This window comes from Mycoplasma razini (assembly GCF_048076865.1).
Taxonomy (GTDB): Bacteria; Bacillota_I; Bacilli_A; order Mycoplasmatales; family Metamycoplasmataceae; genus Mycoplasmopsis.
The window spans coordinates 261,776-284,242 of sequence record NZ_CP182212.1; the positions used below are offsets into that span (position 1 = coordinate 261,776).

Here is a 22,467-nt window from a genome sequence, read left to right on the forward strand (position 1 = left end):
AGATAATTTAGAAAGGGACAAATGTCATTTGAATCAGAATTAAAATTCGAAAAAGAATTAGTTGATCAATTAAGGCTAAGAGGTTGATCTAGTGAGGTTATTTATAATCCAACAGAAGAAGACTTAATCAGAAACTGAGCAAATATTTTATATAAAAACAATCGCCAGTCATATGCTTTAGGTAATTCACCACTTACAGATAATGAAATGAAACAGCTTATAGATAAGGTTAAGCATGCTTCTCCATATCAAATTAATAAATTTGTTAATGGTAAAACTATTACTTTAAAGCGTGATGATGATCCCAGTTTAGAAAACGCCGGGAAAGAAATTAGTTTAAAAATTTATGATAGAAATGAAATTGCAGCTGGTAATTCAACTTATCAAATAGTAAGACAACCTAAATTTAGAATTGATAATCCTTTACGTAGTGATCGTAGAGGTGATGTTATGCTGCTAATTAATGGGATGCCTTTAATTCATATTGAATTAAAACGCTCAGGTGTTTCATTAACAGAAGCAACAAACCAAATCCAAAAATATAAAGCTGAACAATGCTTTACTGGATTATTCAACATGATCCAAGTGTTTGTTGCTATGACACCAGAAGAAATGGTTTATTTTGCTAACCCTGGTGATGGGCCATTTAATGATAAATTTTTCTTCCATTATGCTGACAAAGATAATAATGTAATTAATGATTGAAATACTATTTGTACAATATTTTTAAATATTCCAATGGCTCATGAACTAATTGGATATTACACAGTGGCTGAAAGTAATGGGATAGATCGTAGTAATGGAACTTTAAAAGTATTACGTAGCTATCAAATTTATGCAGCTAGAGCTATTGCTGATAGAGTCAATAAAATTAATAGAGAACAACTATGAGGAAGTGGTATTAAAGGTGGCTACATTTGACATACAACTGGTTCAGGAAAAACTTTAACTTCATTTAAGACAGCGCAATTAATAGCAAATTCAGGTGATGCGGATAAAGTTGTTTTTATAGTTGATCGTAATGAATTAGCTACACAATCTTTAAATGAATATCGAAACTTTGCTGAAGATAATGAAACAGTTCAAAATACTGATAGTACTGCTTTACTATTAACAAGATTAAAATCAAATTCAGTAAATGACTCTTTAATTGTTACTTCTATTCAAAAAATGAATTTAATTGATGGAGAATTTAAAAGTGAACATGATTTAGAAATGATTAACAAAAAGAATATTGTGTTTATTTTTGATGAATGCCATCGGTCAACTTTTGGAGACATGTTTGCTAAAATTAAAAAGCTATTTAAAAATGCAATCTTTTTCGGTTTTACTGGTACTCCAATTTTTGAGCAAAATGCTAAAGCTGATAATACCACAAATGATATTTTTGGTATGCCACTACACATCTATTCAATTGTTAATGGAATTGTAGATAAAAATGTTTTAGGTTTTGACTATCGTCCTGTTATTACACTTGATTACAAGGCACTAAGAGAAAAAATAGCTTTACAAAAAGCTAATTGCAACTCTGTACAAGAAGCGCTAGCAGATCCAAAAACAGAAGGAACTTTCTTATTCTATAATGATGTAAAAAAATTCCCTAATGATTCTGATGGATTAGAAAGTCATATTCCTGAAAGCCAATATAGTTTAACTTGAGAAGAAGAAGCACAAAATCATAATACACATAAAGATATGGTTGTTAAAGATATTCTTAGTGGATGAGAAGTTTTAAGTGTTAACTATACTTATAGTGCTATTTTAGCTGTAAGTTCAATTCCAGAAGCCATTATTTATTATCGTTTATTTAAACTTCGTATGCAAGAAAATCCTAATTATCCTCAAATTAAAATTACTGCTTTATTTGATCCTAATATTGATAATATTAATGTTGAACGTTCATTATTAAAAGAAGATGGTAAAGAAGAAATTTTAGGAGACTATAACAAAAATTATGCTCAATCATTTAATGTCACAGATTGGGACAGATTTAAAAAAGATGTAGCTAATCGTTTAGCCCATAAAAGTCCTTATATGGGGATTCCAAAAGATCCTCAAAAGCGTTTAGATCTTTTAATTGTAGTTGATCAAATGCTAACTGGATATGACTCAAAATATATTAATACTTTATATTTAGATAAAGTATTGGAATATAGCAACCTAATTCAAGCATTTTCACGTACAAATCGGATTGAAACTGTAAAAAAAGAATATGGAATAATTAAGGTTTATAAAAAACCATATACTATGAAGAAAAACATTGATGCAGCTTTTGAATTATATTCAGGCAACACCAATAACGCTCATATGGCTTATGCTGATAAATTAGGTACAAATATAGCTCAAGCAAATGCAATTTATCAAGAAATTCAAGCTTTATTTAATAGTGAAGGAATAGAAAACTTTGAAAAGAATCCTGCAACAATTGTTGCAAAAGTTCAATTTGCTAATAAGTTTAATTTATTATGAAAAAGAATTCAATCAGCTATCTTACAAGGATTTAATTGAGAAAAAGTTACTCATTACACTGAGTTTGATGATGAATTAGGAATGATTAAAAAAGAAGTTAGTTGTGAACTGGACTTTCAAACTTACCGTGTACTATTAAGAAGATATGAAGAATTAAAAGAGATTGCTAAAAAAGAATATTCTAGAACTTTCTCAAACCCATATGATGTTGATAGCACTATTATCGAAATGGATAGTGTCCGTATTGATAAGGAATACTTAGAAGAAAAGTTTGCTAATTGAACTAGTGTGTTAAAAGAAGAAAATGTTGATAAAACTCTAGTAGCAAACAAATTGCAAGAATTGCAATCAGCATTCGCTACATTGCCTCAAGAAGAGCAAAAAATTGCTCGTTGATTAATTTATGAAATTGAAACTCAAAAGTTAATACCTGATCCTAATAAAACTTTTAGAGACTATATCAATGAAAGAAAAGTTACAACAAAGAATCAAAATATCCATAATTTTGCCCTTGCTTTTGGAATTCCTGAAACCGAATTAGCAACTTATATTGGATACAACTATGATAGTGAAAACTATAATGACTTTTCACGTTTTGATGCCTTAGTAGATAAAGTGGATCGCAATAAAGCTAAAGAATTTCTAGAAAATGAAAATCAAAGCATTATTAATGCTCGTAACTTATTCCCTAAAATAAAATTAAGACTGAAAGACTTTGTTCTAAATAAAGAATATGAAAAAAATGATTAAGCTGGCAACAGCTTTTTCTTTTTGCCTTGCTTACAGTAATAAAAGTATAAAAAATAACATAGTTTCCTATGTTATTTTAAAAGTTATTATTTGTTGTTTAATGCTAATTGTGTTAATGTTTTAACCATTACACCTGTTGGACGTGAAGCGATATCAGCTGTACCAGCAACGTCTAAGTGAATGTATTCAACATCTTCTGTAAATTCTTTTAAGAACATAGCTGCTGATGATGATCCACCACCAATTCCACTTAAGTCTGTGTTCTTTAAGTCAGCAACAACTGAATTTCTGATTTCTTTAGCAAAAGCTTCATCTAAAGGCATTCTTCATACAAGTTCGTTTGATTCTTTAGCAGCTGTAGAAAGCTCTTCTCAAGCTTTTTCACTTGTAGCTCAAACTCCTGTGTATGTTTGACCTAAAGCAACTAAGATTGCTCCAGTTAATGTAGCAACGTCAACTAATCTTGTTGCTCCTAATTTTCTAACACCATATGTTAGTCCATCAGCCATAACTAAACGACCTTCAGCATCTGTGTTGTTAATTTCAACAGTTTTTCCATTCATACTTGTTCATACTGAATCAGGTAATGAAGCATCACCATTAACTCTGTTATCTGTGATACACATAATTGCAGCAACGTTTGCTTTTGGTTTTAATTGCGCAATTGCTTTTAAAGCTGATGCAACAAATACTGAACCTGACATGTCATATTTCATTCCAAGCATGTTTCTTCCAGTTTTAATGTTGTATCCACCTGAGTCAAATGTGATACCTTTTCCAACATAAACTGTTTTTTCTTTTGAGTCTGGATTTCCATTGTATTCAATTACAACTACACGTGGTTCATACATACTTCCACGGTTAACTGAAAGTAATAATCCCATTTTGTTTTCTTCGATAGCTTTTTTATCTAAAACAGTAACTTTTAAATTGTCATATTTAGCTAAGTCAGCAACAACTTGATCTGCTAATCATTCTGAGTTACAAATGTTTGGAGGTGTAACTTGTAAGTTTCTAGCAAAGTTTACAGCTTCAGATAAAACAACAGCTTTATCTAATTCTTCTTTATATTCAGCTTCAGCAGCTGTTGAAAGTAATGAAACAGCAAATTTTTCATCTTTTTTGCTTGTTTTAGCTGAGTAAATATCAGCATTTACATAGTTGTAAGCTTCAACAAAAGCTTTAACAACTAAAGCTAAAGTTAAGTGTCCTTTAACAAAGCTTGCTAAATCAATTTGGTATTCTCTTGCTTGTGATGCAAAGAACCCTTTAGCAAAGGCATATAATGATTCATATTTAAATTTATCACCATCTCCTAAAAATACTAAAGCTTCGTTTTTATCAAAATATTCTGTTACAACATTATTTTTTTCAATAAGTGTTTTATCGTATGAATCACCTTTGAAAACAGCTTTTAATAACATTGCATTATTTCTTGTTTTGTCAACGTTTTTAATAAACATAATTTTCTCCTTTTAATATTGTATTTAACTAAGTAGTTATATTTTACCCTTTTTTAATATAGTGGTAGTGATTTATTCATTTATATTTTTATTTGATCTTGATCCTTGTCAATATATCTATGTTTTATTATTAGTACAATTTGAATAGCATTAATTGAAAAGAAGAATACTTGTGCACATACACCAATAATATTGGCAGCTGAAGCATTATCATTAGTATTAATAGATCATCATATTAATCAACAAGTACATAAAACTTGGCTAATTGAAAACATTGGTAAAGAAAGATTTTTAACATCTTTAGTTTTAAATGTTTCAATGATTTGAGGCATAACTGCAAAGGCAATTAAAAATGGTGCTAAGAATGAGAAGAATGCCTCAAAAATAGATGAGGTAGTATGTACAAAACTAAACACAATTGCAATAATTATGTAGAGGGCAAATCAGAGTGCTAAATTCAAGGCAAATTGTTCTCAGTTGCCAAATTTTAAGCGACCAATAGTAATTACTTTTTTACTATAAGCAAAGTAAATGCTCATTAGTAAAACATTTGCAAAATAAACTGCACCACCTGAAATAATAATTGCTAAGTATGTTGGATTATTTCAACCCATGATTGAGTAACATAATGATCCGGTTTGTGAAACCATAATGCTAAAAACTGAAAAACCATCAACTTGTTTAGTTTTTATAAGCTTGTAACTTCCAAATAAGACTGGTAAGCAGGCTAAAAAGCCTAAAATAATACTAAATATGGTCATTATTTTTGACTTAATAAAGCATATTCAACTAAAGTAGCAACTAAGCAACCTTGTGGTTCACCTTGAACATCAGCTGTTCCGGCTACATCACAGTGAATAAAGTCGATATCTTTAGTAAATTCTTTTAAAAACATAGCAGCTTGTGAAGAATCTACACGAACTGTTTGAGATCAAGAAGCTAAATCAGCAACTTTTGATCCTTTATTTCCTTTGTTGTAATCTTCATGAAGTGGCATTCTTCATACTTTTTCTTGAGCATTAGCTGCTGCTTGAGCAAATAATGCATATTTATCATCGTTAGTTGATCAAATACCTGAATATGTATTTCCTAGTGCAACTAATATTGATCCGGTTAAAGTAGCAACATCAATAATGGTTGAAGGTTTAATTCTATCTGCTGCATAAAAGATTCCATCAGCAAGGACTAAACGCCCTTCAGCATCTGTATCAACTACTTCAACTCATTTTCCACTCATTGATTGGTAAACATTTTCTGGTAATGAAGCATCAGCATTAATTCTATTGTCAGTAATACACATAATAGCTGAAGCATTAACTTTAGCTTTCATTTGTGCAAGTGCTTTAACTGCATAAGCTGCAATTACTGAACCTGACATATCGTATTTCATACCTTCCATGTGGTATCCTTTAGTGTTAACACCTCCAGTGTCAAATGTAATACCTTTACCAACGATAGCAACATGGTCTTTTTTGTTCATTTTGTTACCTTTGTATGTAACAATAACTACACGAGCTTCATGTGTACTTCCTTTGTTTACTGAAAGAAGTAATCCCATGTTTAATTCTTCAATTTCTTTTTTAGTTAATACTTGAACTTCTAAGTTAGCAATTCCACTAAAATCAGAAGCAATTGCAGCAGCAAGTTGTTCTGAATTTAAGAAGTTTTCTGGCATGATTTGTAAGTTTCTTGTATCATTTACTGCTTTAGCAATGATTTCAAGTTTCTTAATTTCTTCTGCGTATTCTGCTTGAGATTTATTTAAAAATAAAGAAAGTGTATTAGTTTCTTTTTCTTCTTTTTCAATTGTTTTCTTAAATAGTTTAGCTAATCCAAAAGCAACTTTAGAATAAATTCCTCTTAAAGTTGCATCATAAGAAACTTTTCCTTCTAAGACAAAGCTTTCAACATCAATGTCATATGAATAGTTAATGCTTTCTGGTAATTGTTTAAAGAAAGCTAATAATTCATCTAATGTTTGGTGTTTTGCATCAAAATATACATAAGCTTCATTAGCTTGTAAATTATTTGTAATTCTTCCTTGTTTTTTAGCAACTCATTGAGGGAAATTTTGACCTTCATAAGCAGCTTTTAAGCTTAAGCCTGATCCTGGCTTTTCATAATTAATTTTTAACATTTTCTTTCCTTTCTTCAAGATATTTATTAATTGTTAAAGAGGCACATTCCCGATATGCTCTAATTAATCCACCAGCTCCTAGTTTAATTCCACCAAAGTAGCGTACTACTACAACTAGTACATTAGATATGCCTTTTAAAGTTATTAGATCATATATAGGTCTGCCTGCTGTATTTTTGGGTTCGCCATCATCGCTAAAACCTGCGGATTCAGCTCCATTTTGGTTAATTAAATAAGCATGACAAACATGGCGAGCTTTCTTGTGTTCTTTTTTAAATTGAGCAATAATATCTTTAACTTGATCTTTAGATGTCAAAGGTATTAAATAGCCAATAAAAGTAGACTTTTTAACAATTAATTCTTCTGTAATCATAATTTAGTTTAATTATAAAGTATTATTTAATATATATCGTGAAAAGTGCTAAGAAAAATCTAGTTAACAATTAAAAGTTAACTAGATTTTTAAGCCTATAAAATAGACATTATTGAACATTTCATGATTCAGTTACTTTATCGTATGGAATTTTTAAGGCATATTTTCAACCAAATCCAATTGCAGGTGTAAGTAAGAATCCAACTACAAAAATAACGAAGTTTAAAAATACTATCATAGCTACATTGTCTCCTTTATAAAAGAGAGGATGTTTAAAATTCAAGAAGTCGTAAACTACAAGGGATAATTCTTTATAAATATCTGGTGTTGGGTTTTGAATGTCTAAAGCATTTAAAACAGGTTGTCCTAAGAAAAATAAGAATAAAGCAAAGAACCAATAAGCAACTAAAACAACACTAGAAAGTCATATTGTTGTTTTAGTAATTTGAATATTTTTGCGATTTAAAATCACAAAAATAAAGCAAATTAATGGATTTAGAAAGTGAACTATAACACTATTAATGAATCTTTCAGCTTCAAAATGTTTGATACTTACTGGAAAAATTAATGTTCAAAAGACAACAAATGTTATTGTGATATAGGTATTAACTAAAAATAAAGCTCTTTGTGCAATCCAATTTTTTGGGTAAATTGCATAAAGAATTAGTCCGATTCCAATAGCTAGATTACTAATTCAAGTAAATGTTCCAGTAATTGCTCAAAAACTAGGCAATACTGCTGGAACAGCTTTTTCAGAAACTAATTTGGCTTTTTCTTCGGAACTAAATTTATCAATGATGGTTACAATATCATTTGTAGTAATTGCTCACCTTCATAAAGTTGCTATAAAAATTAATATTAAAATAGTGATCCCAGCAAACAGTGTTGCTTTCCTCAGATTATTTCACTGGTGAAATGTTGATTTTTTTATTTGAATTGTTTTCTGCATGAGGAAATTATATCCAATTATTTTTTAAAATCAGCATATTTGTCTATATCAAAGCTTTTAATCTTAAATGAAGGTTTAAGTTTCTTTTAGTAATTCCGACTCTAGAAATAATTAATGCCTTAAATAATGAATTAATAAATTAAGCTCTTTAATTACAACTAATTGTTCAATTAGTTTCAATTGCATCAATAATAGTCTCATTTTTCTACTTGCTAAAAATTATATGTAACAATCATTAATAGTGACTTAACAAATCACTTTTGATAAAAAACATAAACAAGCAATTGATGAAAAACATTGGATCAAATATTAAAAATATGTAAAATTAAATTACATTAATATTGGCTAGTTAAGATTCAAAACTAAACTGTAGGGCAATATATTAAGAAATTACTCAATAAAATAAGATAATTAAGGATAGATATGATAATTACATTAATATATATTTTCCATATGATTTTTAAGCCTAGAACAATGGCACAAGCAATACAAAAGATAGATATAAATATTGACTATTACATTTCTAATAAAATTAAAGTCCAAGATTTTTACTTTCAAGATATTTTAGCTTACTGGGCTAAGTTTAAGAAGACTTTAAAATACTTAATGCTCTATAACATAGCCTTGTTTGTACCAAGTTTAATTTTAGCAGTTTGCTTTCTTGCTCTTGATAAGGACACTGGTACATTATTTATTATCGGGATAGTATTTTTGCCAGTAATGGGATTTTCATTTTTCTCAATACTTTATGCTTTATTTTATATTAGAAATGCTAATTCGTTTATAAACAGCTTTCAAAATTGACAAATGGCAAATAGTAAATTTGATGATGAGAATTTAATTGAAAATATGTTGCAATCAGATGCACTTGAAAAATATCATCAAGTCTTAGTTTGCTCAGCTAGACATAAATTTGTTATTGCATCTGAAAAAACAATGACAAAGATTCAAAATAAAAAGCAACCAATTAAGCTCTCAATCTTCAATAAAGCTTGATTTAAAAGCCCTAGACCAGCTAAGATCAAAGATAAAAAAATACATGTATATAGCTTAATGGTATTAGCTAATGCACACAACTTATATATTGATGGATACAAGGCTAATATTAATATGTTTGCTTATGATTATCTAAAATTTGTCTTAAACAAAGATGTTAAATTATCTTTAAAACAAATCAATAATGATTTAGAAGTCTAAGATGACTTCTAAAGAAAATATTTAATTTCTATCAGATTAATGGTATTATATATAAGCATACAGCTGACAGCTGCAGAAATGTAGAGGAAAGTCCGTGCTAGCACCATCTGCGATGATGGTAGTGTTTGCGCTTGGCCCAATAAGCCCTGGATGCAAGAAATTGTAGACGACTAGTGCCACAGAGACGAGTGAAATGAAACGGGTAAACTCCGCAAGCTAGAAACTCAAATTTTGGTAGAGGAACTCGAGCTAAGAAATGAATGAAGCTTGGGAATATCGCAAGATATTAGATAAATTGTCAGCACCGCACCTTTATGCGGAACAGAACACGGCTTATGATGCAAAACACTCAATTTTTTTGAGTGTTTTTTAATCATTTTTTCTGGATTGTATTAAAATAATGCATATTTAAAGAAAAAGGATATTTATGAAAGAAAAAACCCCTCTACAGAAGATCAAAATTGCTTTATTAGCATGTGCTAGTTTTATAATTGCTCTAGTAGTAATTTTACTTTCTGTTTTTAAATTTTCTCACCCATTCAAACCTGCATTTTATAACTATAAATCTTATATGTCTAAAACTAATATAGATAAAATTCAAAAAGATTTTACTTATAAAACCTTTGATGAAATTAATGAATTTACTAATGCTTTGGTTAATAATAAAGCAATCGCTGGTATTGGTAGTGATTTCCAAGCCATTGATTTAATTAAAAAAGGTCACATTAAAAAAATTGACTTCAAAAAATTATTCAAAAGTGTTGATCATGCTAATTTTGATCAGCAATTACTTGATAAGCTTTCTGATAGTAATTTTTTAGCCAATGTTTTAAAAGAAATTTATTCACCAATTGTATTTAATCATTTAGCCTCATATGATGATGAATTAACAACTGATTTACATGGAAATAAATTAGAAACTCCAAATCATTTATGAGAATACTTCATTCCTTATTATGCTCAAGATGGAATGATTGCTTATAATACTGCAAAAGCGATTAATGGCAAGACAGTTAATGATGAAGCTTTAGAAGCTAATGCAGCTAAATTAAGTCAAAAATATCAAACCACTATCGAACCTTATTCTTTACTAAACGAATTAAATTTAATTTCGCAAAGTGGTTATGGTAATTACATTATTACAGACGCAATTAGAACTAACATGTTATATGCTTCTGGTTATAATTTTAATAATAATGCTTTAACGCTTCAGCCTTTTACAGGTACTTCAAATGAGCGTAATTATAAAAACCAAATTATCCAATTTGGTAATATGATTCAAGCTGCAACATCATATCCAATTAGCAACTCGCGTTATATTACTTTAGATGGAGATGGACAAAATATTGTTGCAAGATTACTTGATCCAAGTAATAAACAAACTGATAGTGGTATTGTGTATAATGGTGATATGCTTGACATGTATTATTCAGACAACAACTATGACACAGTGGCAAATGGAACAGTTGAAGGATTGAAGATAGGACAAAATGTCTTATTAGTAGATGGTGTTATGGTAAAAAGCAATATTAGTGATGAATATGAAACTAAGCTATATCAAAGCTTAAATGAAAGCTTCTTACAAAATATGACTTGACGTTATTCAAAAGCAAATAATGGTTTTGATTTAAACCAAACATACCAAAAATATAGCCTTAAAATTTATCAAGATTATTTAGATGCTGTTTTAAAACCTATTTTTAAAGACATAGCTAAATATAGTGTAATTGAAAAAGAATTACTCAAACTTTATCAAGAAACCTTGACAGATATTAATAAATTAGAGCTTTATGATAGTTTTGTTTCAGACAACATTTTAAATGATAGTATGCTCAAACAAACCTTTATTTTATATGCTGATAAATTATTTGGAACCAAGGATACAAGCAATTTGAAAGAATTAATAATTAATTTAATTAACCATGTTGATTTGGCTAATGAACAATTTGCTCCTGTGGTAGAGACAAAATATGCTAATTTAAATAATTTTGATTTTATTAACTATACTCCAACAATGATTTTAGATTACTTATTTATTAAGCGTAACTATTTTATTGAAGATAATGCAGTTGATCAAAAAGCTTTAGCTATTTATGAGATTGAAAATAAAAATGGAATTATGCACTATGCAATTAAAGGTGTTTCTGAAGAATTACTTTCTCAAATTAGCACATTTTACTTCACTCAATACAAAGGATAGAAAACTGCTCACATTAGTGAGCTTTTTTCTGCCTTAATGATAAAATTTAAATATGAATTCAGGAATTTTAGAGAAACTTAAAACCAAAGTCAAAAATGTTCCCAATACACCTGGTGTGTATTTGTGAAAAAATAGCTCTGATCAAGTTATTTATGTTGGAAAAGCAAAAGCATTAAATAAAAGACTAAATCAGTATTTAAAAGGGACAATTAACTCATACAAAACCCCTAAAATGCTAGAGGAAATTAATGATTTTGAAATCTTTCTTTGCAGTAGTGAAAAAGAAGCTTTAGCCTTGGAAACTAATTATATTAAACAATATAAACCTGCATATAATATTGAACTGACAGATGACAAGCGTTATCCTTATCTTGCTTTGCAAATTAAAAATAATAATGAGTTGGTAATTTCATCTGTTTATCGCTTTGATAAATATAAAAAAGATTCCTTCTACTTTGGCCCATTTCCAGTCAATAGCAATTTTAGGGATTTGTTAAACATTTTGCAACGGAATTTTACTTATGAAAATGGACTTAGAATCAAGGAATTTAGCTATGCAAATTCAAAGCATAAGTTTGATCAAATAGTTAATATTTTAAAATTTAAAGATAATAAATTCCTAGATTCCTTAAAAGACAAAATGCAACTAGCAGCACAGAACTATAACTATGAACTTGCTATGGAATATCGTGATGCAATTAACTTGCTAGAAGAAATTAAGATTACTCAAGTTACTGAGCTGATGAGCTATAATGATTTAGATGTCTTTTCTTTCATCCCGCATGGTAATGTAGTTGCAGTCACCAAAGTCTTTTATCGTTCAGGGATTCAAATCCAACATAGCTCTAATTTTTATTGATCTGATATTTTGCTTGAAGATTTTATAACGCAATATCTAGAGATGTATTACAAAAATAATAAATTACCTGACAAAATACTTTTATCTCACGCATATAGTGATATTGAAATAAGTGATCCAAAATTATCAAGTCGGATTGTTTTTCCTTTGCAAGGAATATTACAAAAAATTATCTTACTAGCTGACGATAATAATTTAGAAAATATAAAACTGAATTATGATGAGTGATATCGCAAGAATGCTAACTTATTAAATGCTTGAGCAGAATTAGAAAGCATTTTAAATCATGGAAAAACTATTGGTTCTATTTTTCTTTTTGATAACTCACACTTTGGACTTAGTGCTCCAGTTGGAGTTGTTACTTGTTGAGAAAATGCCACTGCTATAGATGCTAAAAGCTCTAAATTTGACCATAGTGAGCAATTACAATTAATGGATAAAAAGTCTGACATTCAATTAATGTATTTAACTGTAGCTAAATTTATTAGCCAAAAGCGTTTTATGTTAACTGATAATACAATTTTTATTGTTGATGGTGCAATAGCACAAGTTCAAGAAGCTTTATATGCTTTAAAAGAAGAAGGTATTACAAATATTCAAGTTTATGGTCTAGTTAAGGATGAAAATCATAGAACGCGTAATTTAATAAATGCTAATAATGAGATTTTAAATATTAGTAAAAATGCTTACAACTTATTATCTAACATGCAATATAGTGTTGATAGATATGCAAAAAATGTGATGAGTAGATCATATAGTATGAAAGCAAGAAGCAATGATTTAACAAAAATCAAAGGTATAGGATCTCAAACTGAAAAAACATTATTGAACCACTTTAAGACTTATCAAGCTATAAAGAGTGCTTCATTCGAACAGTTATCACAAATTATAGGGCCTCACAAAGCTCAAATTATCATTGATGAATATAAGAAGAAGTAATTCTTCTTATATTTTTTTAAATAATGTGTAGAAGAAAAATAAAAGCAAAATTATCTAATTTTATGAAAAAATGTAACCATTGAATTAAAAAAATTTTTTTATCCTTTACTTGTAGTTGTTTTGGGATTTGTTTTTTTTTTTTTTTTGTAAAAATATATTTGGGTAAGTGTTTTTAATTTTAGAAATTAAAAATGATACCCAAATAATAATGGGAAATAATAATGCGCTACTATGCATTAATAAAACCCATTTTTAAAAAGAAAGGAGGGACAGATTATGCACAATAATGACCAAAAGAGTAACCAAAAAAACTCAAACAACACAAACATGACTCACAATAACAAAGATTACAAAGACACAAACAACAATCGTGCAAATCAATTAAACCCAAACAACACAAAAACTAAATAAATATCTTTTGAATTTATTTTAATATTTTGTTGTTCTTTTCTAGTGTTGATATTTTCTATTTATGATATCAATACTAGAACTTTTATATGAAATAACACAATAAATTCTCTCGAGAGATTTTATATTAGTATGATAATGTGTTCTGGGCTTACCGGTATACTTGCTACTTACTTGTTTTATAAGAGGATTATCTATGCATATCCAATTGCAATATTTAACGCAATTTCATATGGCATTTTTGCTTGATCGTTAGATTTATTCATAGATTTTATTATATATGTCTTCATACTTCCGACCATTTTTATTTATTTTTGAATTGTAACTGCTTTTAAATTTAAAATCAAATCTTATAAGATTGATATAAGATGGGTATTAATTATATTTATTATATTTATAACTATGTTTATGGTGTTTTACTTCTCCACTAAAGAAATCACTAAATACCTGCAAACTTCATTTCAGAAAGAAATTATAGAGTTTGGATCCAACTTTAAATATAAAGATGCAGGTTATGTCTTAGTTACTTTATCAAATACAATCTTAATAATAGCTGTTATTATGATGCTAAGAGGGTATAGCGAAGTATGACTACTTTGACAATTAAAAAATATTTTCTCCATAATCTTTTATTCAGGCATAGCAGTCACTAATTGAAGTGTAGTCGTTATTAATCTCTGCTATATGTGCTTGTCAATTTATATTTTTATTAGGAGTTATAAAGTGCAAAAACTTTATGTCGCAATTACCGGGCCTGGCTGTGTTGGGAAAAGTACAGTCTTAAGTTCGGAAGAGTTTACAACATTTATAAAAGATAATAACTTTTATATGTTTCAAGAGCGAGACTATGAAAATAATGAGAACGATTATATAAAAGCATTAAAAAAGGAAGAGACATTTTGAATATCTCAAAAATTCTTCTTCAAAACCCAACAAGATGATATTGAAAATGCTGTTTTAAGACCTGAAAACATCATCTTTGATCGTCATATGTTAGATTCATTTATCTACCCAGAAATTCAAATTCAAAATAACTTATATTCTGATGTAGAGATAAAACAGTGAAAAAAACTGAAAAGTAAAATGCTAAAGTTTCTAAAACAGAAACCAAAATTAGATTTACTTATAATTGTAACTACTTCATCATTTAACATGGTAGAAATGTTTAGAAAAAATGCTGAAAAATCTGACAATAGAAGAAGATTAGAAAATTCTTGGATCTCTCTTTATGAACAATATTGAAATGCTTATAACACTAAAGACTCATTAGAGTTTTTCAAAAGATTCGCAAAGAAAGTAGTCTTTTTATACAACGATGGCAATAAGAAAGAACTTACTGAACAAATTATCAAAGAAATTGATGACTTAAAATAAGCAACAATTTTAAATAAAATTATATTTCATACAATCTTATTTAATTATAAGATTACATCTTTCTCTAGGTTCAGGATATTTATATATCTACAAATAGATATATAAAAAAGCAAACAGTAAAAAACTTTTTAGAAAGGTTTTTACCACCCGCAATTAAAAATGTGGGTGGTTTTTTTTATTTTTCTTTAGTCACTTTAAATATCTACGTAATTTTGGTTATAAAAAAACAGTAGCTAAAGCTACTGCGAATGCTTTATTATTTAGCGTTCTTTTTTTCAAGTCTTCTGTTGAATCTGTCGATTCTTCCTGTTGCTTTAACTTGAGCTTTTGATCCTGTAAATACAGGGTGGCAACCTGAACAAACGTCTACTGTAAAGTTAGGTCTAACTGATTTGAAAGTAAATGATTTTTGACATGTTGAGCAAGTAGCATCAACTGTGTGGTATTCTGGGTGAATGTTTTTTCTCATAATAATTCTCCTTAACTTTAGTTATTATTTTGAGTAGAACTCAACAACTAAAGCATCCTTGATTTCTGGGTGTAATTCATTTCTTTCAGGTAAACGATCTAATTTAGTAGTAAAGTCTTTTCTTGTTAATCATGAAGCAGCTTCACGAGCTTCCATAGCTTCTAAAATTTGTTTGTTTGTTCTTGATTTTTCTTTAAGAGTAATTTCTGATCCTAATGAAACAACCATTGAAGGGATGTTTGCTTTTTTACCATCAACAACAAAGTGGTTGTGGTTTACAAGTTGACGTGCTTGTCTACGTGTTGTAGCATATCCTGCTCTGTAAACTAAGTTGTCTAAACGTGTTTCTAATAATTGAAGCATGTTTGTCCCTGTAATTCCTTTAGCTTTAACAGCTTTTTGGAATACTTTTTGTAATTGTTTTTCATTAACACCATATAAGTGTTTTACTTTTTGTTTTTCGTATAAGTGTAATCCGTATTCAGATAATTTTACTCTTTTGTTTCCGTGTTGCCCTGGAGCGTATGTTCTTTTCTTTCCTTTAGCAAATTCTTTTCCTGATTCAAGAATTGAAAATCCTAAACGACGTGATTTTTTAAATACAGGTCCTGTGTATCTTGACATATGATTTTCCTCTTTCTGCATAATGAGAGGGTTTATTTCTAATTGGATAAGTTTAACTTAATGTTTTCGGTTAAGCAGCTAACTTACTAACAAGAATAGTTCGTTAAATTTATTTTCCAACCATAATAAACTGCTGTTTTTATGCTTATTTATTTTAACAGATTAATATATTTATATTAAAAATTAATTTATTTAATTTAAGTGCTAGAATATAGATATAAAAGAAATTTTTGAAAAAAAATTTAAATAAGGAGAAAAAGAAAAATGTTTAATGAGAAAAAACTTAGACATGCAAAAACTACAAACATTATTACAGCTGTATTGTTTTTAACATTAGTTATTTTAGCTATTGTATTCTTTGCTATACCTGCAATAGTTACACAAACAGCTTCACACTCTTCTACTATTGAAATGTTTTTAGTTTCATATGTCTACGGTGTTTATGTTTGCTCAATTTTTGCTGTTATTGTATTTATTTCTGAAATAACTAACATAATTTTTAATAGCATCTGACTAAACTCACTAACAGATGAGCAAGAAAGCAAGATCAGAAGTGATATGATAATTTGATTTGTCTTGTCAATAATACCTTTATTTGCTATTGCAAATATCATTTTAGCAGTCAAACAAAATAAGTTACTAAAAATAAATAAAGTAAATTAATAACTATTAAGTTATATAATTTAAGTACAAAGGATATTATGAATAAAGAATTATTAAAAGGATATAAAAAAATAAGAGATATAAACATTGCTATTATAGTTGAAATATGTTTAATTATCATTTTCTTTATACTGTGGTTTGTGCTATTTGCAATAAAAGCAGCTTCATTTAGTGAATCTGCAAAAAATGGGAACGGTAATTCAACAGGAGCAGAAGTAACAATTGAATCTCTTGGTGCAGTATTAGCGCCAATGATTTTAGCAATATTATCATGTATTGCATGTGGAATTTCATATGTAATTAATATTGCTTTTACTTGTATTTGAAATACATCCAATAAGGTGAATGCAGAACATGAAAATGCCAGCACCTTAGTGTGAATTGGTTTTATATTAACATTTTGTATTCCACCAATTGGAAATATAATTGCAATAATAGGTGCTTCCAAAGCTATAAAAGCACTCAAAAATGTTCAAACAAATCAAAATGCAATTCCTGTAAATAATTATTCAAAAGATATTTTTAAATAAAATATTTAATCCCATAAAACAATAAGTTTATGGGATTTTTAAATACATAAAGAATTAAATTTATTATAATAAAACTAAATTAATTAGGAGAACTATGAAACAAAGATTATTAAGTGGAATTAAGCCCACTGGAGATTTAACTTTAGGAAATTATATTGGTGCATTAAGAAACTTTGTGGCATTGCAAGATGAATTTGACTCATACTTCTTTGTTGCTGATTTACATGCTTTAACAACAGGTACTGTTGATGCTTCTGAATTAAGAAAAGCACGTAAAACAATTGTTGCCTTATATATCGCTTGTGGTTTAGATCCTGAAAAAGCAACTATTTTTTACCAATCACAAGTAGCAGAGCATGCGATGATGCAATGATTATGTGCTTCTGAAACTACTCTTGGTGAATTACAAAGAATGACACAATACAAAGACAAAGCAACTAAGTTAAAACAAGGTAACGGAACAAGCAAAATACCAACCAACTTACTAATGTATCCAACACTAATGGCAGGAGATATATTACTATACAATCCTGACTTAGTTCCAATTGGCGAAGATCAAACTCAACACCTTGAATTAACTAGAAACATTGCGGAAAGATTTAATACTAAATATAATACTAATTTTACTTTACCAGAGGGATATATACCAAAAGTTGGAGCAAGAATTAAATCATTAACAGATCCAAATAGTAAAATGTCAAAAAGTGAGCACGGAACTAAATCAACCATTTATTTACTAGAAAATCCACAACAAGCATATAACAAAATTATGAAAGCAGTAACAGATTCAGAAGGTAAAGTTTATATTTCTGCTGATAAACCAGGAATTTTAAACTTATTAAATATTTATGCTGCTTTAAATAACATTAGCTTACAAGAAGCAGAAGCTTTATTTAAAGATAAAGATTACAAAGAATTCAAAGAAGCAGTAGCTCAATCAGTAAAAGATTTATTAATTAATATTCAAGCAAAATATGAAAGTGCTTTAAAAATAGCTGATCAAATCACAGATCAAGGAGCTGCTAAGGCTTCTCAAATTGCCTCACATAATTTAAACAAATTAATGAAAAAAATGGGACTTTATGCTAAAAAATAACTTGCTTAGGCAAGTTTTTTATACAAGAAAAAGCCAACTAGTATAAGGCTAAATTTGATAAAATTACAACATGTTAAGAATTATTGCAGGAAAGTACCGTGGGTACAAAATTGATCAACCAGATGAAAAATACACTCGTCCAACAACTGATAAAGTACGTGAAGCTGTTTTTTCATCACTACAATTTAAAATACAAGATGCAACTTGTTTAGATTTGTTTGCAGGTTCTGGTGCTTGAAGTATTGAGGCTATTTCAAGAGGTGCTAAAACAGTTACAGCTATTGAAAAGAATAAAATTGTCTTCAAGACTACACGTTCAAATATTAATAAAATACCAGAATCAAATAAGATTAATCTAAGAAATGAAGATGCTTTAATGTTTGTTTCTAATTGTAAAGACAAATATGATTTTGTTTTTATTGATGCTCCTTTTATTGAATATGAATTAGTTACTAATTGTTTAAATAAACTGGTAAGTGGTAATTTACTAAATGATGACTTTGAAATTATTCTTGAAACCAATGACTTTAGCAAAATCACCTTGCCTGAAGGCTTAAAAGTATACAAAAATAAAAAATATGGAAAGATTGAGATATTATACTTATGCCAAAATTAAGAAACTATAAAATAAATGATACTTTGCAAGTAACTTGTAGTGAACTAAGCTATGAAGGTTTAGGGATTTCGCGTCTTGATGATGGATATGCTATTTTTACTAGTGATTTATTTCCAAGTGAAAGTGCAAATGTAACGTTAGTCAAAGTTACTAGCAAATATGCCTTTGCTAAAGTTGAAAAATTACTAACTAAAAGCCCTCAACGTAATTTAATAGTGCAAGATTGCATTAATTCTGCTCCATTAATTAATTTGCAATATACTAGTCAAATTCAATTTAAAAATGATTACTTTAGTAAACTTTTAAGCTGAAATTTAGGACCAAAAGTACTTGAAAATTATTCACCTTTTCAAGCTAGCCCAGTTTGACAAAATTATCGAAATAAAGTTAGATACCCATTTTTAATAGTTAATCAAAAATTGCACGTTGCTGAATATGACATTAAATCTAATGATTTACATATTGCAAATAATTTTGATCAAAACTTACCAATTATCAATCAAACAGTTGAGTTTCTGCTAGATTCTATAAATACTTTTTTCACTATGAGCAAGAAAAATAATGCTCATATGTTTGAGGAACTGACTATTCGAAGTAACAATAAAAATGAGTTATCTGTAGCAGTTAAAATTAATTCTGATTATGATATTCCAAGCAAATTATTGCAACAATTTAAAACAAATCCTGCAATTATTGATTTTAATGTTATTAAGAAAGATAAGATAATAAATCTATATAACATTAAGCCTTTTACTATGTATTTAAACAATAAAGAGTTTAATTGCACGATTAGTTCATTTTTCCAAGTAAATACAACTATGGCTGAGATTATTTTTAAAAAAATTGCTGAATTAGTGGATCAAATTCCAAGCAATGCATTACTTGATGCTTATTGTGGGGTTGGAGTAATTGGGCAACTTGTTGGTACAAATAAACTTGTAATTGGAAGCGATATAACTCCTTCAGCAATTTTAGATGCTAAAATTAATGCAGAAAATAATCAAATTAATGGCCAATATTTTGTTGGTGATTCAGCTAGTGTGTTTAAAAAACGTGTTAAATCACTAGCTGATAGTATTCTTGTTTTAGACCCACCACGTAGTGGAATAACTCCTGAATTCATTGCTTGAATCAAACAAAATAAAATTCAAAATGTTATTTATATGTCCTGCGATCCTAAAACTTTAGTTAGGGATTTAAAAGAATTATCTTCAGATTATGCAATTAAATACATTCAAGGATTTGATATGTTCCCAAACACTGCTCATATTGAATCAGTAACATTGTTATCTTATCAACAAAAATAATAAAAATTAAAAGCCTATATTGAAATCTTTCATATGGGCCTTTTTTTATTCTTTTTAACGTATTTTTCCATTTTTAGTTTTTTTATTAATTTTTTAATTTATTAAGTGAAAGGAGAATATGGAAAAGGATTTAAAATTATTTGAAATTTATCAAATAAATGATCGATTAGAAAATCTTTTGTCAAAAGAAAACAACATTGAAACCTATTTTGCTTTACCAATTTTTATTTCTGGATCAGAAGTTTTATTTTGTCAAGTTAAGAAAAAACATACTTTCAATAATAAGTTAGCTAATTGTAAGGAATTAACAATTTACACCAATGATCAAATTAGTGATTATGTAGTTGAATTTAAAACAATTTATAAAATACCAATAGAAATATTTCAACAGAATTTTAAAAATATTAATTCACAAATGCTGGGAGGTTGCATAGCTGAAAGTAATGAATTAGAACTATTTGATGCATTTGTGCAATCATTGGAACAAACTTTATATAACTCTAAATTAATTTCAATAAATATAAAACCAAACAGTAATAATAATTGTTACTAAAATAATTGAAAAAAAAGTTTTTGTATTAAAATATTACCATGATTACAGAACAGAAGATAAACAATTTAGGCGATAGCCAAGCAAAAAGTGATGTATGATTTCCAAAACCTAACTTAGAATTAATGAAAAAAGAATTATACAAACAACGAATTGCAATTTTTATCGCTCACTTTATTTACCAAGCATTATTTATTACCTTTTTAGTTTTAGGAATAATAAATGCACAACAACCAGAATCTGAAGGCTCTCAAGCAACTTGATACACTTATATTATTGTTGCAGTTTTAATTTTCTTATATTACAATTTCTGAATCTTTATCAAGACTTATCAATTTCATTACAGATTACGTGCAGTCTTTGAAATTTCAAAATATAACGAGAAGAAATATGAAAAGCTAATTAAATTAGATTGAGTTTTTACTTTTTTACCAATTTCTAGTTTTCTATATAAATGATTCGTTATTGAAAGACATCTAGAACCACAGGATAAGAATAAAGATTCAATTCAAGACTTAGCAGATATTCGCTATTTAATTAATTTAACCAGTGATAGTAAATTCTCAAAAGTAATTAAGGATTCATTCACATTTACAATTCAAGATCTAACACTTTCAAGTGTTTTATTAGGATTGTTCTTAATTATTACAACCTTAACTAAATATACAGGACTTTCAAAAGTGGGTCTTAGCTTTGAATATGTTTTCTATATTATATTTGCGCTATTCTTTTCTACTTTTAAAGCTGCTATATTAGGATTAATGGCTGATTTCGCTTCACTATTATTTACTGGTGGAATTTGGTCATGATTCTGAATGTATGCTTTAGTACCTGTAGCAGTAGTTTTAATTGCAAAAGCATTCTTATGAATGTATAAAGCCAATATTAAAGTTGCTTCACTTCTAACAACTGTTATGTTAGCTATTATTTTTATTGGATTATTAGCCTCAACAACTTATGCAGCCTACTTACACAATACTGATCCAAGTTCAGATTTCGCAAAGAACTTCTTTGGTGTTGATAAGAAAAATGGCAATGCAGCTGGATGAAGAATTACACGTACATTTGGGGTTTCAACACTATCTGATGCAGTAATTTGATCAATGGTTGCAATTAGTGGTGCCTTTTTATTGGGCGTAGTTGGATTAACAATTTACATTTGAATCAAAATGCGTGGCAAAACTCAAGCAGAATTTAATCAAATGAAAGATTTAGTTTTCATTAAGAAACTATTGATCTCTTTTGCATTAGTAGTTTCAGTAATTGTAATAGCAAGATGAATATATGGTCCATATGTATATATTAATTATGCTAACTATTTATTAGGTAAAAATTATTTATTACAAGATAAATACATATACTTCATGATACCAATCGTGTTACGTTCATTTATCTCAATCCCTATTTATATAGCCTTATTAATTATGATATACTCACCATTGGATTTCTTCAAAGAAAGAATTTTAAAACAAAAGAGCAAAACAACATATTAAG

Annotated in this window: 20 protein-coding genes and 1 other RNA gene; 14 read left to right on the forward strand and 7 right to left on the reverse strand. The window is 28.3% G+C overall.

The window, feature by feature from the left end; genetic code table 4:
• Positions 1–21 precede the first annotated feature (21 nt).
• On the forward strand, positions 22–3,219 hold the full coding sequence (locus ACM0L0_RS01180; protein ID WP_416738739.1) for a type I restriction endonuclease subunit R: 3,198 nt from the start codon (positions 22–24) through the stop codon (positions 3,217–3,219).
• Between the two features lie 86 nt (positions 3,220–3,305).
• Here the strand turns inward: ACM0L0_RS01180 and ACM0L0_RS01185 are convergent, their stop codons facing one another.
• The 5 genes from ACM0L0_RS01185 to ACM0L0_RS01205 form a co-directional block, all read right to left on the reverse strand.
• Positions 3,306–4,682 (reverse strand): M17 family metallopeptidase, encoded by a 1,377-nt coding sequence (locus ACM0L0_RS01185; protein WP_416738740.1) that lies wholly within the window; start codon positions 4,680–4,682, stop codon positions 3,306–3,308.
• Between the two features lie 80 nt (positions 4,683–4,762).
• Positions 4,763–5,443, reverse strand: a complete 681-nt coding sequence (locus ACM0L0_RS01190) for a PQ-loop domain-containing transporter (RefSeq protein ID WP_416738741.1) — start codon at positions 5,441–5,443, stop codon at positions 4,763–4,765.
• Positions 5,443–6,819, reverse strand: coding sequence for a M17 family metallopeptidase (locus tag ACM0L0_RS01195; protein ID WP_416738742.1), 1,377 nt, complete (start codon positions 6,817–6,819; stop codon positions 5,443–5,445). The genes ACM0L0_RS01190 and ACM0L0_RS01195 overlap by 1 nt, the downstream gene beginning before the upstream one ends.
• The gene (locus tag ACM0L0_RS01200; protein ID WP_416738743.1) at positions 6,806–7,192 is read right to left on the reverse strand and encodes an IMPACT family protein; all 387 of its coding nucleotides are present in this window, start codon (positions 7,190–7,192) and stop codon (positions 6,806–6,808) included. The genes ACM0L0_RS01195 and ACM0L0_RS01200 overlap by 14 nt, the downstream gene beginning before the upstream one ends.
• Positions 7,193–7,301: 109 nt before the next feature.
• Complete coding sequence (locus tag ACM0L0_RS01205) at positions 7,302–8,141, reverse strand: MAGa3780 family membrane protein (protein ID WP_416738744.1); 840 nt, start codon at positions 8,139–8,141, stop codon at positions 7,302–7,304.
• 453 nt (positions 8,142–8,594) lie between these two features.
• On the opposite strand from ACM0L0_RS01205, the gene ACM0L0_RS01210 reads away from it, so the two are divergent.
• The 6 genes from ACM0L0_RS01210 (at position 8,595) to ACM0L0_RS01235 (ending at position 15,118) form a co-directional block, all read left to right on the forward strand.
• A complete protein-coding gene (locus tag ACM0L0_RS01210) occupies positions 8,595–9,338 on the forward strand; it encodes an MAG0920 family protein (RefSeq protein ID WP_416738745.1) in 744 nt (247 codons plus the stop codon).
• A gap of 55 nt (positions 9,339–9,393) precedes the next feature.
• An RNA gene (gene rnpB, locus ACM0L0_RS01215) (RNase P RNA component class B) lies at positions 9,394–9,679 on the forward strand.
• Between the two features lie 86 nt (positions 9,680–9,765).
• Entirely contained in the window at positions 9,766–11,538 is a 1,773-nt protein-coding gene (locus tag ACM0L0_RS01220; protein ID WP_416738746.1) for a hypothetical protein, read from the forward strand.
• 52 nt (positions 11,539–11,590) lie between these two features.
• Positions 11,591–13,336: a GIY-YIG nuclease family protein gene (locus ACM0L0_RS01225; RefSeq protein ID WP_416738747.1), complete on the forward strand. Its 1,746-nt coding sequence runs from the start codon at positions 11,591–11,593 to the stop codon at positions 13,334–13,336.
• 276 nt (positions 13,337–13,612) lie between these two features.
• Positions 13,613–13,747, forward strand: a complete 135-nt coding sequence (locus ACM0L0_RS01230) for a hypothetical protein (protein WP_416738748.1) — start codon at positions 13,613–13,615, stop codon at positions 13,745–13,747.
• A gap of 825 nt (positions 13,748–14,572) precedes the next feature.
• Positions 14,573–15,118, forward strand: coding sequence for a hypothetical protein (locus ACM0L0_RS01235; RefSeq protein ID WP_416738749.1), 546 nt, complete (start codon positions 14,573–14,575; stop codon positions 15,116–15,118).
• Between the two features lie 256 nt (positions 15,119–15,374).
• Here the strand turns inward: ACM0L0_RS01235 and rpmE are convergent, their stop codons facing one another.
• Entirely contained in the window at positions 15,375–15,587 is a 213-nt protein-coding gene (gene rpmE / locus ACM0L0_RS01240; RefSeq protein WP_416738750.1) for a 50S ribosomal protein L31, read from the reverse strand.
• 24 nt (positions 15,588–15,611) lie between these two features.
• The gene (gene rpsD, locus ACM0L0_RS01245) at positions 15,612–16,211 is read right to left on the reverse strand and encodes a 30S ribosomal protein S4 (RefSeq protein ID WP_416738751.1); all 600 of its coding nucleotides are present in this window, start codon (positions 16,209–16,211) and stop codon (positions 15,612–15,614) included.
• A gap of 264 nt (positions 16,212–16,475) precedes the next feature.
• On the opposite strand from rpsD, the gene ACM0L0_RS01250 reads away from it, so the two are divergent.
• From ACM0L0_RS01250 to ACM0L0_RS01280, 7 genes are all read left to right on the forward strand, one after another.
• Positions 16,476–16,874: a hypothetical protein gene (locus tag ACM0L0_RS01250; RefSeq protein ID WP_416738752.1), complete on the forward strand. Its 399-nt coding sequence runs from the start codon at positions 16,476–16,478 to the stop codon at positions 16,872–16,874.
• Between the two features lie 38 nt (positions 16,875–16,912).
• Positions 16,913–17,404 carry a hypothetical protein gene (locus ACM0L0_RS01255; RefSeq protein WP_416738753.1) on the forward strand — a complete coding sequence of 164 codons (492 nt, stop codon included), beginning with the start codon at positions 16,913–16,915 and terminating at the stop codon, positions 17,402–17,404.
• 94 nt (positions 17,405–17,498) lie between these two features.
• Entirely contained in the window at positions 17,499–18,500 is a 1,002-nt protein-coding gene (trpS, locus tag ACM0L0_RS01260) for a tryptophan--tRNA ligase (RefSeq protein WP_416738754.1), read from the forward strand.
• Positions 18,501–18,570: 70 nt separating this feature from the next.
• On the forward strand, positions 18,571–19,116 hold the full coding sequence (rsmD, locus tag ACM0L0_RS01265) for a 16S rRNA (guanine(966)-N(2))-methyltransferase RsmD (RefSeq protein WP_416738755.1): 546 nt from the start codon (positions 18,571–18,573) through the stop codon (positions 19,114–19,116).
• Positions 19,104–20,423 (forward strand): 23S rRNA (uracil(1939)-C(5))-methyltransferase RlmD, encoded by a 1,320-nt coding sequence (rlmD, locus tag ACM0L0_RS01270; protein WP_416738756.1) that lies wholly within the window; start codon positions 19,104–19,106, stop codon positions 20,421–20,423. The genes rsmD and rlmD overlap by 13 nt, the downstream gene beginning before the upstream one ends.
• Before the next feature lie 118 nt (positions 20,424–20,541).
• Complete coding sequence (locus ACM0L0_RS01275; RefSeq protein WP_416738757.1) at positions 20,542–20,976, forward strand: hypothetical protein; 435 nt, start codon at positions 20,542–20,544, stop codon at positions 20,974–20,976.
• A 38-nt stretch (positions 20,977–21,014) separates the two neighbouring features.
• Entirely contained in the window at positions 21,015–22,466 is a 1,452-nt protein-coding gene (locus ACM0L0_RS01280; RefSeq protein WP_416738758.1) for a hypothetical protein, read from the forward strand.
• Position 22,467 lies beyond the last annotated feature (1 nt).